The sequence below is a fragment of the Paraburkholderia sp. D1E genome, assembly GCF_052682275.1.
Map to the genome: position 1 here is coordinate 8,747,694 of NZ_JBQYMB010000001.1, position 13,767 is coordinate 8,761,460.

General features: G+C 61.9%; 14 protein-coding genes. All 14 read right to left on the bottom strand.

Features of this window, described 5'->3' with window-relative positions; genetic code table 11:
• Positions 1-108: 108 nt before the first annotated feature.
• Positions 109-1,896, bottom strand: a complete 1,788-nt coding sequence (locus tag ACUN0E_RS39315; protein ID WP_445569995.1) for an acyl-CoA dehydrogenase C-terminal domain-containing protein — start codon at positions 1,894-1,896, stop codon at positions 109-111.
• Positions 1,897-1,996: 100 nt separating this feature from the next.
• Positions 1,997-2,596 (bottom strand): TetR/AcrR family transcriptional regulator, encoded by a 600-nt coding sequence (locus tag ACUN0E_RS39320; RefSeq protein ID WP_445569996.1) that lies wholly within the window; start codon positions 2,594-2,596, stop codon positions 1,997-1,999.
• 227 nt (positions 2,597-2,823) lie between these two features.
• Complete coding sequence (clsB, locus tag ACUN0E_RS39325) at positions 2,824-4,083, bottom strand: cardiolipin synthase ClsB (protein ID WP_445569997.1); 1,260 nt, start codon at positions 4,081-4,083, stop codon at positions 2,824-2,826.
• Positions 4,080-4,616, bottom strand: a complete 537-nt coding sequence (gene nudB / locus ACUN0E_RS39330) for a dihydroneopterin triphosphate diphosphatase (protein ID WP_445569998.1) — start codon at positions 4,614-4,616, stop codon at positions 4,080-4,082. The genes clsB and nudB overlap by 4 nt, the downstream gene beginning before the upstream one ends.
• A 145-nt stretch (positions 4,617-4,761) precedes the next feature.
• Positions 4,762-6,561 (bottom strand): aspartate--tRNA ligase, encoded by a 1,800-nt coding sequence (aspS, locus tag ACUN0E_RS39335; protein ID WP_408238752.1) that lies wholly within the window; start codon positions 6,559-6,561, stop codon positions 4,762-4,764.
• Between the two features lie 64 nt (positions 6,562-6,625).
• A complete protein-coding gene (locus tag ACUN0E_RS39340; RefSeq protein ID WP_325045030.1) occupies positions 6,626-7,279 on the bottom strand; it encodes a DUF502 domain-containing protein in 654 nt (217 codons plus the stop codon).
• 75 nt (positions 7,280-7,354) lie between these two features.
• The gene (locus ACUN0E_RS39345; RefSeq protein ID WP_445569999.1) at positions 7,355-7,741 is read right to left on the bottom strand and encodes an FmdB family zinc ribbon protein; all 387 of its coding nucleotides are present in this window, start codon (positions 7,739-7,741) and stop codon (positions 7,355-7,357) included.
• A 178-nt stretch (positions 7,742-7,919) separates the two neighbouring features.
• Positions 7,920-8,543 (bottom strand): methyltransferase domain-containing protein, encoded by a 624-nt coding sequence (locus tag ACUN0E_RS39350; RefSeq protein WP_445570000.1) that lies wholly within the window; start codon positions 8,541-8,543, stop codon positions 7,920-7,922.
• 29 nt (positions 8,544-8,572) lie between these two features.
• The gene (ubiB, locus tag ACUN0E_RS39355) at positions 8,573-10,150 is read right to left on the bottom strand and encodes a ubiquinone biosynthesis regulatory protein kinase UbiB (protein ID WP_445570001.1); all 1,578 of its coding nucleotides are present in this window, start codon (positions 10,148-10,150) and stop codon (positions 8,573-8,575) included.
• A 15-nt stretch (positions 10,151-10,165) separates the two neighbouring features.
• Positions 10,166-10,810, bottom strand: coding sequence for a ubiquinone biosynthesis accessory factor UbiJ (locus tag ACUN0E_RS39360; protein ID WP_445570002.1), 645 nt, complete (start codon positions 10,808-10,810; stop codon positions 10,166-10,168).
• Between the two features lie 153 nt (positions 10,811-10,963).
• Positions 10,964-11,956, bottom strand: a complete 993-nt coding sequence (locus tag ACUN0E_RS39365; protein WP_445570003.1) for a Tim44 domain-containing protein — start codon at positions 11,954-11,956, stop codon at positions 10,964-10,966.
• A gap of 38 nt (positions 11,957-11,994) precedes the next feature.
• Positions 11,995-12,726 (bottom strand): bifunctional demethylmenaquinone methyltransferase/2-methoxy-6-polyprenyl-1,4-benzoquinol methylase UbiE, encoded by a 732-nt coding sequence (gene ubiE, locus ACUN0E_RS39370; RefSeq protein WP_153137354.1) that lies wholly within the window; start codon positions 12,724-12,726, stop codon positions 11,995-11,997.
• 67 nt (positions 12,727-12,793) lie between these two features.
• Entirely contained in the window at positions 12,794-13,207 is a 414-nt protein-coding gene (locus ACUN0E_RS39375; RefSeq protein WP_408333272.1) for a gamma-butyrobetaine hydroxylase-like domain-containing protein, read from the bottom strand.
• A 122-nt stretch (positions 13,208-13,329) separates the two neighbouring features.
• Positions 13,330-13,758 carry an HIT family protein gene (locus ACUN0E_RS39380; RefSeq protein WP_408333275.1) on the bottom strand — a complete coding sequence of 143 codons (429 nt, stop codon included), beginning with the start codon at positions 13,756-13,758 and terminating at the stop codon, positions 13,330-13,332.
• Positions 13,759-13,767: the final 9 nt, after the last annotated feature.

Consider the following 13,767-nt stretch of genomic DNA (forward strand, 5'->3'; position numbering starts at 1 on the left):
GTTATGCGGTGTCGCGAAGGTGTCTCTTATGTTTCGCGATGTGTGGCTTGTGGCGGTGGAAGGCGCCACGCCGCTTGAGGGCGTGGCGCTTGCCGGAAGGGTTGTGCCTTAGAACAGCGACTCTTCGACGTCCATCATCGACTTCGAGCCGGCGCGTGCCTGACGAATCGTCATTGCCGTTTCTGGCAGCAGCTTCGCGAAGTAGAAGCGTGCGGTAGCGAGCTTCGCCTTGTAGAACGGATCGCCCGATGCTTCGTTGTCCAGCGCGATACGTGCCATGCGCGCCCAGAAGTACGAGAACACCAGATGGCCGACGGTGCGCAGATACGGCACGGCGGCGGCGCCCACTTCGTCCGGGTTCTGCATGGCCTTCATGCCGATTTCCATCGTCAGCTTCTGCACCTTTTCACCAATGTCGGCGAGCGGGTTGATGAACTCCTGCATTTCCGGCTTCACGCCTTCGGCTTCGACGAAATCCGACACCAGCTTGCCGAATTTCTTCATCTTCGCGCCCATGTCGCCGAGGATCTTGCGGCCCAGCAGGTCGAGCGCCTGAATCGCGTTGGTGCCTTCGTAGATCATGTTGATACGCGCGTCGCGCACGTACTGCTCCATGCCCCACTCGGTGATGAAACCGTGGCCGCCGTAGATCTGCATGGCGTGGTTGGTGCTCTCGAACGCGTTGTCCGACAGGAACGCCTTCAGGATCGGCGTGAGCAGCGCGACCAGATCCGCAGCTTCTTTACGCACCGATTCGTCGGCGTGCGACAGTTCCTTGTCGATGTGCAGCGCGGACCAGTACGAGAATGCGCGCGCGCCTTCGGCGTACGCCTTCTGCGTGAGCAGCATGCGGCGCACGTCCGGGTGCACGATGATCGGGTCAGCGGCTTTTTCCGGCGCCTTCGGGCCGGTCAGCGAACGCATCTGCAGACGCTCTTTCGCATACACCAGCGAGTTCTGGTAACCGATTTCGGTCAGGCCCAGACTCTGCATGCCGACGCCCAGACGCGCTGCGTTCATCATCACGAACATCGCGTTCAAGCCCTTGTTCGGCTCACCGACCAACCAGCCCTTCGCGTTGTCGAGGTTGATCACGGCGGTCGCGTTGCCGTGAATGCCCATCTTGTGTTCGATGGAGCCGCACTTCACGCCGTTGCGCTCGCCCGGTTCGCCGGCCTCGTTCGGAATGAACTTCGGCACGATGAAGAGCGAAATACCCTTGGTGCCATTCGGTGCGCCCGGCAGACGCGCGAGCACCAGGTGAACGATGTTCTCCGCGAGATCGTGTTCGCCGCTGGAGATGAAAATCTTCGTGCCGCTGATTGCGTACGAGCCGTCGCTGTTCGGTTCGGCCTTGGCGCGCAGAATGCCGAGGTCGGTGCCGCAGTGCGGCTCGGTCAGACACATCGTGCCGGTCCAGACGCCCGCGACCAGCTTCGGCAGATAACGTTGCTGCAGTTCCGGCGTGCCGTGCGCATGCAGACATTCGTACGCGCCGTGCGACAGGCCCGGGTACATCGTCCACGCCTGGTTCGCCGAGTTCAGCATTTCATACAGCGCGTTGTTGACGAACGCGGGCAGACCCTGGCCGCCGTAGTCCGGATCGCACCCGAGTGCCGGCCAGCCGGCTTCCACATATTGCCTGTAGGCTTCCTTGAAGCCCTTCGGCGTGGTCACGACGCCGTCGCCGACGTACGTGCAGCCTTCCTGATCGCCGCTGTGATTGAGCGGGAACAGCACTTCGGAGCAGAACTTGCCGGCCTCTTCGAGCACGGCGTTGATCGTGTCCGCATCGAGATCCGCGTGCTTCGGCATCTGCTTGATCTCGGCTTCGACGTTAAGCAGCTCGTGCAACACGAATTGCATGTCGCGCAGCGGCGCGGCGTACTGTCCCATGACTCTCTCTCCCAAGTTTGACAAGGAGCCAGGCCGTTAGCTGAGTCCGTGGATCGGATCTTTCAGCGCCGCTGAATCTGCTTGAAGTTCGGCGGTTCTGCTAACGGCTTTCGCTCTGATACGAAACAATCAATTTTTCCAGCGCGGCCCAGGTGAGACGCACTGAATCCGGCAAATGCAGGAAGCGCGCGTCGTGATGCAGGCCGAGCGTGACGCTGTAAAGTTCGAACAGCATCAGCTGCGGATCGGTATCAGCGCGCAGATGCCCTTCTTCCATTGCCTGCGAAATTGCACGTGTGAGCGCCGCACGCCAGATCGTCACGCTCGACACCAGTTGCTCACGCACCGGGTTGTCCCCGCGGTCGTCGTACTCGACGGCGCCGCTGATGTAGATGCAACCAGTCGTGACTTCCTGAATGCGTTTCTCGATCCAGCGGGAAATCATCGCGCGCAAGCGCGGCAATCCACGAGGCTCGCGCAAGCTCGGGAAAAACACCTCGTCTTCAAAACGACGGTGGTATTCGCGCACGACTTCGACCTGCAAATCCTCGCGCGACCCGAAATGCGCGAACACACCGCTTTTGCTCATCTGCATGCGCTCGGCCAGTAATCCAATCGTCAGACCTTCCAGTCCGTCGCGGCTTGCCAGATCAAGTGCTGCTTCGAGAATCGCGACTCGTGTTTGTTCGCCTTTTCGCATAGCTTTTTACCGTTCTAATGTGACCGAAAGAAAATCGAACGGCCGTACTATTATTGAGTGCCGCCGTCCGCGAAACAAGGACTTTATTAGAAACCGGTTTCTAACCCGGTTTCAATTCTGCGGCATCCGTCAATCGGAGGAAGGAGATTTTTTAGAGGCGTTTGCCTTCTTTTGTTTCCTTTCATTGACGCCGCGCCCTTGCGCCTTACGTGAGAAAGAAAGAAGCGCTAGTCATAACCGCCCACCGTCAACAGCTTCATCACAGCCCTGTAGCTGGTATAAGCGAGCCAGTTGAGGAGGCGCTCGCCAGCCGGACGGGCCTCGTAGCGCGCCTCGTCGATCCGGCGTGAATCCTTGAACGCGACGAGAATCGCTTCGCGCAGCGCACCGATCGACGGGTCGTTCACCAGCACCACGTTGGCCTCGTTGTTGAGCATCAGGCTCAATGCGTCGAGGTTCGACGAACCGACTGTCCCCCAGTTCGAATCCACCACCGCGACCTTGCCGTGCAGCAGGGTTTTCTCGTACTCGGCGATCTGCACGCCAGCTTTGAGCAGCGCACGATACAGGAACGGCACGGCGTAATCGAGCGCCTTGAACTCCTTGCGCCCGATGATGAGCTTCACGTCGACGCCGCGCCGCGCCGCGAACACCAGCGCGCGCCGCAGCTTGCGGCCCGGCATGAAGTACGGGTTAGCCAGCAGCACTTCGCTGCGCGCTTGGCCGATCGCGGTCAGATAAGCCTTTTCGATGGCGCGGCGGTTGATCAGGTTGTCGCGTGCGACAAAAGCCACGCACGGCTGACCGCCGGCCCATAGCGCCTCGTTGCGGTTACGGCGCCGGCGGCGCAAGGTGCCGAACGACGCCATGGTTTTCGGCCCGAGATCGGGTTCAAGTGACTCCAGAGGCCGATGGCCGAGGCGAATGCGCCGCCATTGCAGATCGAACGCCTGGCGGATATCGGCGACCACCGGCCCATACAGTTCCACCGCGAAATCCCAGCGCCGGTAGGGCAGCCTCTCGCCATTGTTCTCGTAATCGTCGACGATGTTGATGCCGCCGCAGTAGCCGAATTGGTCATCCACCACCGCGATCTTGCGGTGCGTACGCGAGAAGCCGAAGCGGCCGAACAGATGCGGGTTGTAGATGCGATGGTCGATGCCGGCGAGCGGCCATTCGTTGAACATCTCGAGGCGCGCGGTGCCGATCCCGTCGGTAATCACGCGCACCTTTACGCCGCGTGAGGCTGCGCGCTGCAAAGCCGCGCTGACGGCCTGCCCTGCGCTGTCGTTACAGAAGATATAGGTTTCGAGAACGACGTCGCGCTGGGCCGCGTCAATGCGTTCGATCAGTGCGGCAAAGAATTCGTCGCCGGAACGCAGTAGCTTGACGTCGTTACCGCTGGTGAAACGGTAGCGCTGCCAGTAGCGGCGGCCGAGCAGCGATTGCCGGAGTCGCGCGAAACGGCGCGCGCCGCCGACGCTCACGGGGCACGCCCCTCGGGCTGGCCATTCAGGCGCCCAGCGAGCCGCTTCGGCAATTGCAGGATCGCATCCGCATTCGACGACGAAAAACAGCGCGAGGCGGCCTCTTCGTAAGGCAGCCACAGGAACGCGGTGTGCTCGCGCGGCGCGAGTGTCACCTCGAGTTGCTCGGGCACTTCCAGGCTGAACCAGTGCTCGGTGTTGTGGATCACACCCTCGGCATAGCGATGCCGGAATTGCGGATAGATCTCATATTCGATCGAGTACTGCCAGTCGAACAGCGCGCTTTGCGGCACGAGCGTCGTGCCGACCACGATGCCGGTTTCCTCGGCAACTTCGCGCGCCGCGGTCTCAACGAAGGGTTCGTCGAACTGGTCTTTCGAACCGGTCACTGATTGCCAGAAATCCGCGTGATCGGCACGCCGGATCAACAGCACGTCGAGCGCGGGCGTATGGATGACGACGAGTACGGATTGCGGGATCTTCGGCGGTTTCGGCATGGCGTAAAAACTGGGCGCAACGCTTGCGCGGTACATGTCGGCGAATGATCCACTGATCGGTCGGGATCGGTTGCTTCGACTGTAACGCAAAAAACGAAAAAGGCGCATCACGCGCCTTTTTCGTTTGCTTCTTCGTTCCACTGTGGCTGCCGGTCTTCAGGCAGCCAGCATTCGGCTCAGCTTAGACCTTCGGTTCCGGCTGACGCAGACGGATGTGCAACTCGCGCAACTGGCGCTCGTCCACTTCGCTCGGCGCCTGCGTGAGCAGACACTGCGCGCGTTGCGTCTTCGGGAACGCGATCACGTCGCGGATCGAATCGGCGCCGGCCATCATCGTGATGATGCGGTCCAGACCGAATGCGATGCCACCGTGCGGCGGCGCGCCGTATTGCAGCGCGTCGAGCAGGAAGCCGAACTTGGCTTGCGCTTCTTCCGCGTTGATCTTCAACGCGCGGAACACCTTGCTCTGCACTTCTTCACGGTGGATACGCACCGAACCGCCGCCGATTTCCCAGCCGTTCAGCACCATGTCGTAGGCCTTGGCGAGGCAGCGTGCCGGATCCGTTTCCAGATACTCGAGGTGCTCGTCCTTCGGGCTCGTGAACGGGTGATGCGCGGCGACGTAGCGGTTGTCTTCCTCGTCATACTCGAACATCGGGAAGTCGACCACCCACAGCGGCTTCCAGCCGGATTCAACCAGGCCGTTGGCTTTGCCGAATTCGGAATGACCGATCTTCAGACGCAGTGCGCCCAGGCTGTCGTTCACCACCTTCGCGCGATCCGCCGCGAAGAAAATGATATCGCCGTCTTGCGCGCCAGTGCGCTCGATGATCGCCTTGACCGCTTCGTCGTGCAGGTTCTTGACGATCGGGCTTTGCAGACCGTCACGGCCCTTGGCCACTTCGTTGACCTTGATCCACGCCAGACCCTTCGCGCCGTAAATGCGCACGAATTCCGTGTAGCTGTCGATGTCGCCACGCGAGAGCTCGCCACCCTTCGGCACGCGAATCGCCGCGACGCGGCCATCTTTCGTGTTGGCCGGCGTGCTGAATACCTTGAAGTCGACGTCCTTGACGGCATCCGTCAGGTCCGTGAACTCGAGCTTGACGCGCAAGTCCGGCTTATCCGAACCGAAGCGGCGCATGGCTTCCGAATACAGCATGACCGGGAATTTCTCGTCGAGCGAAACGCCGATCGTTTCCTTGAAGACGTGACGGATCATCGCTTCGAACAGATCGCGAATTTCCTGTTCCGACAGGAACGAGGTTTCGCAGTCGATCTGCGTGAATTCCGGCTGACGGTCGGCGCGCAGGTCTTCGTCGCGGAAGCACTTGACGATCTGGTAGTAGCGATCGAAGTTAGCGACCATCAGCAACTGCTTGAACAGCTGCGGCGATTGCGGCAGCGCGAAGAACTGGCCCGGGTTGGTACGCGACGGCACGAGGTAGTCGCGTGCGCCTTCCGGCGTGCTCTTGGTGAGCATCGGCGTTTCGATGTCGATAAAGCCCAGCGAATCCAGGTACTTGCGCACTTCGATCGCGACGCGGTAACGCAGACGCAGGTTGTGCTGCATCTGCGGACGGCGCAGGTCGAGCACGCGGTGCGTGAGACGCGTGGTTTCCGACAGGTTGTCGTCGTCGAGCTGGAACGGCGGGGTGATCGACGGGTTCAGCACAATCAGCTCGTGGCACAGCACTTCGATCTTGCCGCTCTTCAGCGACGCGTTCGTCGTGCCTTCCGGGCGAGCGCGAACCACGCCCTTGATCTGCAGACAGAACTCGTTCCGGACGCCTTCAGCCGTCTTGAACATTTCCGCGCGATCCGGATCGCAGACGACCTGAACGAGGCCTTCACGGTCGCGCAGGTCGATGAAGATGACGCCGCCATGGTCGCGGCGGCGGCTTACCCAGCCACACAGCGAGACGGATTGGCCCAGCAGTTCTTCGGTCACCAGACCGCAGTATTCAGATCTCATCGACATGATGTTTGTCTTTCGTTTTGCATTGGTTGAGCGGCGCGCTGCAGTGAAACACTGCGCACCGGCATTACAGCGGAGGCTCGACTGTCGTGCGGCGCACCGGCGCCGGAGGCGCGGACGGCGCCACGACGCCCATCGAGACGATGTACTTGAGCGCGGCGTCGACGGTCATGTCGAGTTCGATCACTTCGCTCCTGGGCACCATCAGGAAGAAGCCGGACGTTGGGTTCGGCGTAGTCGGCACATACACGCTGACGTGATCTTCTTTCAGGTGGTTGACCACGTCACCACCCGGAATGCCGGTCAGAAACGCAATCGTATAGGAACCGCGGCGCGGGTACTCGATCAGCAGCGCCTTGCGAAACGCATTGCCGCTGCTCGACAACAAGGTGTCCGACACCTGCTTCACGCTGGTGTAGATCGGGCCGACCACCGGAATGTGAGCAACCACGACTTCCCACCACTTCACGAGCTTCTGGCCGATGAAGTTTTGCGTCAACAGCCCGACGACAAAGATGAACGCCAATGTCAGCACCGCGCCGAGGCCCGGCAAACGGAAGCCGAGCGCGCGCTCCGGCTGCCATGAGGTAGGCAGCAGCAACAGCGTCTGGTCCATCGTTCCGATGATCAGGCCGAGCACCCACAGGGTGATAGCCAGAGGCACCAGCACCAGCAGGCCAGTCAGGAACACCGATTTGAGCGTCGTTTTTTTCGTCGTCATGTGTACCGCCAGAAAGCCGCGCGAGCCGATATCCGCCGCGCGGCGTGTGCGCCGCCCCTGAGGGCGGCAGTCCCACTAGGTGCTGCCGGGACCGCTCGAACTCGCCGGTGCGGCAGCAGGCGTTGCGGCCGCGCCCGATGAAGCGGCGGCGGCCGTACCGTTGGCCGAAGCCGTGTCGGATTTCGCTGCGCCGTCATTCCCGGCTGCGGCGGTTTCGCCCGAATTCGCATTCGAGCCGCCGTTCGCGTCGGGCTTGGCCGGCGCGCCCGCGCCAGCGTTACCGCTGCGAAAATCGGTGACATACCAGCCGGATCCCTTCAACTGGAAACCGGCTGCAGTCACCTGCTTGCGAAATGTGTCTTTCCCGCACTCGGGACATTGCGTCAACTGGGGGTCGCTCATCTTCTGAAGCACGTCCTTCCCGAAACCGCATGACTCGCAACGATAAGCGTAGATCGGCATGATCTTTTCCCTACTGAAATCTTGTAAACGCTTGCAAAGCCTTGAATTATAGCCGCAAACGACACCCCTTCCCCGGATTTCGGGGACAAGCGCCGGGCGCAGCCGCCGTCCACCTAAATGGGGGCGGTTGCACTCGAATCAAGTATGGCTCGCACCACCGCCGGGTGCGGTGCCGTCTTCAATCACGACGGCGCCAGGTCAGCCAGCGCTCACGTCCAACAAAGACGGTAATGGAATCGCCTACCGCTTCGTCTTCGATCAGATCGAAATACGGCGTAAGCAACGCATCGAGTTCGGCACGCTCGATACCGAACGGCGGCCCTTTCGGCGTCGCGCCGATGAAATAGAAACCCGCCAGCAACGCGCCAGCCGGCAACAACCCGGCCATCCGTTGCGCGTAGTCTGCACGGCGCGCCAGCGGCAGCGCGCAAAGGAACGCGCGCTCGTAGATCCATGCCGGCGTGAACGGCGGTCCGTAAGTGAAGAAGTCAGCCTGCTCGACCAGCCGCGCATGCTGCGCGCCCAATTGCGCGCGCGCCGCCGCTACGGCGGCCGGCGAGAAATCGATTGCCCGGACTGGATTGCCTTGCTGCGCTAGCCATAGCGCTTCGTAGGCACTGCCGCAGCCCGGAATCAGTACCGCAGCGTCGCGATGCCGCGCGGCGAACGACTGGAACGCCGACGGCACGCCCGCCTGATCCCACGGCGTGAAATGGCGCTCGAAGCGCTCGTCCCAGAATGCCGGCGAGTCGGGGTCGCGGGTCGCGAAATCGGGCGCAGAAGGCAGGTTCGGGTCGCTCATGGAATGCCTCGTGTGGATCAGGATCGGAATCAGCCGCCGTAGGCGAACGCCAGAAACGCCCGCGCCAGCACCGCGCCGACGCCGACCGCCACACCGAACAGCAGCAAGCCCTGCAACAAACGGTTGGTACGCTTTTGCTCGAGCAGAATCTGGCGAATCATGTCGTCATTCGCGCCGCGCGTATTGTCGTGGCGTCCGGCCAGTACATGGTGGATCAGGCGCGGCAACTGCGGCAGCGTCTTGCTCCACTGCGGCGCCTCGATCTTGAGCCGCTCGTACCAGCCGCGCAGACCGATCTGTTCGTTCATCCAGCGTTCGAGGTAGGGCTTGGCCGTCTTCCACAAGTCCAGCTCAGGATCCAGTGAGCGGCCGAGCCCTTCCACGTTCAGCATGGTTTTTTGCAGCAATACCAGTTGCGGCTGGATTTCCACGTTGAAGCGGCGCGAGGTCGAAAAGAGGCGCATCAACACCTGACCGAGCGAAATATCCTTCAACGCGCGGTCGAAGTAAGGCTCGCAAACGGCGCGGATCGCACTTTCCAGTTCTTCGACCCGCGTAGTAGGCGGTACCCAGCCCGACTCCAGATGCAGCGTGGCGACGCGATGGTAGTCACGCTTGAAGAAAGCGAGGAAGTTCTGGGCAAGGTAGTTCTTATCGAAGTCCGACAGTGCGCCGATGATGCCGAAATCGAGCGCGATATAGCGGCCGAAGTGCGCCGGGTCGAGGCTCACCTGAATGTTGCCCGGGTGCATGTCGGCGTGGAAAAAACCATCGCGGAACACCTGGGTGAAGAAAATCTCGACGCCTTCGCGCGCCAGCTTCGGAATATCGACGCCGGCCGCGCGCAGTGTCTCCACCTGGCTGATCGGCACGCCAACCATGCGCTCCATGACCAGCACCGTGGGCGTGCAGAACTCCCAGTACATTTCCGGCACCAGCAACAGATCGAGCCCGGCGAAGTTGCGGCGCAACTGGCTGCCGTTGGCCGCCTCGCGCATCAGATCGAGTTCGTCGTGCAGGTATTTGTCGAATTCGGCAACCACTTCGCGCGGCTTGAGGCGCTTGCCGTCGGCCCACAGGCGCTCGGCCCATACGGCGATGTCGCGCAGCAAGGCCAGGTCGGAGTCGATCACCGGCAACATGTTCGGTCGCAACACCTTGACGGCGACAGCCTTGCCCGCGTGCTGCCCTGCTTTCACCTTCGCAAAGTGCACCTGTGCGATCGATGCACTCGCCACCGGCACCCGCTCGAAATCGTCGAACAGCACGTCGACCGGCGCGCCGAGCGACTTCTCGACCAGCCCGATCGCCACCGCCGAATCGAACGGCGGGACCTGATCCTGCAACTTGGCCAGTTCGTTTGCGATATCCACCGGCAGCAGATCGCGCCGCGTGGACAACACCTGGCCGAACTTGACGAAGATCGGCCCAAGGCTTTCGAGCGCGAGCCGCAAGCGCACGCCCGGAGGCGCGTCGAACTTGCGGCCGATCGTAGTGATACGCAGCAGCAGACGCACGCGCCGATCGTTGACGCGGCTGAGCATCATCTCATCGAGACCGAAGCGGATGACCGTGAAGAAAATCTTGAGGAAACGCAGAAGACGCATAGTTGTGCCCGATGACTAGCGCGTGCCGCGCGACGTGGCGGCGCCGCCCGGCGCATCGGCGCCGCGGGCTTCGACCTTCTGTTCAAGACGCTCGATGCGCTTTTCCACGCGCGCCAAAGCATCGCGGGCGCGCGCCAGTTCGACGTTGAAGTCCTCCAGCGCGGCACGCCGCACCAGTTGCGGATTTTCATCGAGCAGGTATTCGGCGGCTGTGTCGAGCAGATTGCGCCCGGTACGCCGCGCATGTTCGCCGACCGTGCGCACGACCGACGCCACCCGCCACGCCGGACCGTCGCCGATCAGCTTCGCCAGATCCTCTTCCGGCTCCCAGCGCAGATGCTCGGCGAGCTTGGCGATCACAGTCGCAAATTCGGCGTCGCCTTCGATCTTCACGTGTTTCATCACGGCGGCCTGGCCGCCTTGCACGAAGGCCGGCAGCGCGTCGGACGGCACCGAGATGGCCACATCGAACTGCTGCGCATCGGTTTCTTCGACCGCGCCCAGGTAGCCGTCCGGTTGCACCAGCAACATCAGCACGACAGGCGGACAGGACAGTCTGGCGGTCTTGCCCGCGTAGGGGGCGAGGCGCTCACGAGCCCACGATTCGCGGGCGAGCAGATGATTGACAGCAGCAGCGAAGGGCTTGGCGGCAAGGGTCATTGAAAGTGGCAAGAAAAAACCCGCGCAGGCGAGGTGCCCGCGCGGGTTCCTATTGTAACGTCCGTTCGCTTCGCGGCCTGCTATGCCGAACGGCCAACGTTCTGCGCGAAATCAGGGCGAGCCATGCTACCTCCGCGCTGTCCCGCTACTGCCTCAGTGCTGCGCCACCTGCTGAATACCGGCCAGCAGCCAGCCTTCGCCAGGCCGGTTCGACTTCGACAGGTTCCAGACCTCGACGAACGGCTCCGCCGCTGCACCCGCCGATTCGCGGATCAATCCCGAGAACCGCACGCTGGCGAAGTATTCGGTCGCACGTTCTTCAACGCCCAGCAATTCCGCGTTCAACTGCACCACGTCGGTCTGATTCGACTCGGCACCGCGCGACGAGAGATCGACCTTCACTTCGGCGAACATTTCCGGCGTAGTGAATTCACGGATGTCTTCCGTGTTGCCGACGTCCCATGCGGCTTGCAGACGCACGAAGTACACCTTGGCGTTACGCAGGAACGCTTCCGAATCAAAGCCGGCCGGCACTGCCGGGGCGGTGTTGATGGACGGCGTGGTGAGCGGGTTGCCTTGCGGTTCGAGGTATGAGCCAGTGGGCGGAGCGGTGTAACGCGGTTCCTGCGTGTAGCCGGTACCGCCTGCATTCAGCGACGGCGAGCCACCTGCGTACGCCGGGTGCGCCGCGTCACGCTTGCGGCCCATGAAGCGCCGGATCAGCCAGATGCCGATCATTGCAATGACCGCGATCACGATGATATTGGCCATAGCGCCGGCAAACGCGCCGCCCAGACCGAAATGCGACAGCAATGCGGCGATACCGAGACCGGCCGCCAGACCGGCGATCGGCCCAAGCCAGCGCGAGCGGTTAGGCGCGGCGGCCGGAGTCGGCGTAGGCGCCGGAGCAGGCTGCGCACGCTGCTGCATCGCCTGATTGCTTTGGGAAGGTTGCGACGGGGTCGACTGCTGCTGAACCGTGTTCGACTGACGGCCAAGACTACGGCCACCGCCCATGCGACGGGCTTCCGCATCGAGCGAGGCGAGAGAGCCGGCCATGATCAGACCGACCATCGCGATCAGTCCGATTCTTCTCACCAACGACCGCTTAACCTTACGGGGAGATAACGCACCTGAATCGGACATTTTCGTACTTTCCTTTAAAAAACGATGGGTTAGGAACCCTAGTATTTGGTCCCCACATGTAAAGCTACCACGCCAGCTGACAAATTGTAATATTTGACGCCGTCCAGGCCCGCTTGTTCCATCATTGTTTTTAAAGTTTCCTGATCCGGATGCATCCGGATCGATTCCGCCAGGTAGCGGTAGCTCTCCGCGTCCTTCGCAAACCGGTCGCCGAGCCACGGCAGCACCTTGAACGAATAGACGTCGTAGACCTTTTTAAGCGGATCCCACACCTTCGAGAACTCCAGCACCAGCAGACGGCCGGCCGGTTTCAACACGCGACGCATTTCGGCCAGCGCCACATCCTTGTGTGTCATGTTGCGCAAACCGAATGCCACGGTGACCACGTCGAAGTAATTGTCCGGGAAGGGGATCTTTTCGGCGTCGCAGAGCAGCGCCGGTGTGATCACGCCCTTGTCCAGCAGGCGGTCACGGCCCACGCGCAGCATCGATTCGTTGATGTCGGTGTGCCAGACTTCGCCGGTTTCGCCCGCCTGTTTGGCGAACGCTTTCGACAGATCGCCCGTGCCCCCCGCAATATCGAGCACCTTGAAGCCCGGCCGGACGTTGGCCTGGGCGATCGTGAACATCTTCCATGCCCGGTGCAGCCCGCCCGACATCAGGTCGTTCATCAGGTCGTAGTTGGAGGCGACCGAGTGGAATACACCGGCCACCTTTTGTGCTTTTTCCTGTTCGTCGACCGATTGAAAGCCGAAGTGGGTTTTGCTCATCGCGCTCGTCCTTTCGCGTATTCTGAAATGTTGCGCCGCATCAGTGCGGCGATCAGGGCGAATCGTATCAGTGACAGTGCCCGTGCGCAGCGCCGGCTGGCGCCATTGCCGCATCGCGGTCGACGCCGGCCGCTGCCAGTTTGGCGAGATAGTCGCGCCAGAGTTCATCCTGACGGGTGGCCATGTCGTGCAGCAGGTCCCAGGAATAGATGCCGGTGGCGTGCCCGTCGGAGAAAGTTGGCTGCACCGCGTAGTTGCCAACGCCTTCGATCATCGTGATCGTGACGTCGCGTTTACCGGTTTGCAGCGTCTCCTGGCCGGGCCCGTGGCCCATCACTTCGGCTGACGGCGAATACACGCGCAGCAGTTCGAACGGCAAGCGATACGTTTCGCCGTTTGCGTATTGCAATTCGAGTACGCGCGATTTGGAATGCACGACCATGCCGGTCGGCACCGGAGTATCGGGAGTCAGTCCAGCCATGATGACCTCATAAGAAAACACCGGGCCGCGCCAGGTTGTCCGCCCCGCAAGACGTCCCCTTGGGGGATTGGGGGACTGGCCCACTCGGGGAGCCCGGCGCAAAGCGGCAGGTTCGGGGATGCTCAGCCAAGAGCCTGTTCGATTTCCTGTCGCACTGCCTCGCGCAGCAAAGTGGCTTGCGCGCGGCGCGACGACAGCAATGCTTCGGACACCGTGCGTTGGCGCGGTGCCCAGACTGGCAGCGGAAAATGAGCGTCGTTCGAAAACCGCGGAATCACATGCCAGTGCACGTGCGGCACCTGGTTGCCGAGGCTCGCCAGGTTGACCTTCACCGGCTGAAGAATGCGCCGGATCGCACGCTCGACCGCGTACACGGCCTGCATCACGCGATCGCGCTCGGTTCCGGCGAGATCGGAAAACTCGGCGACATGCTTGTTCCAGATCACCCGGCAAAAGCCCGGGTAATCGTGTTCGTCGGCGAGGACGACACGCAGGGTGTCGTCCTGCCACAGCACGTCGCCGCCATCTTCAAGGCAAAAAACGCAGTCCATCGTCGTCCT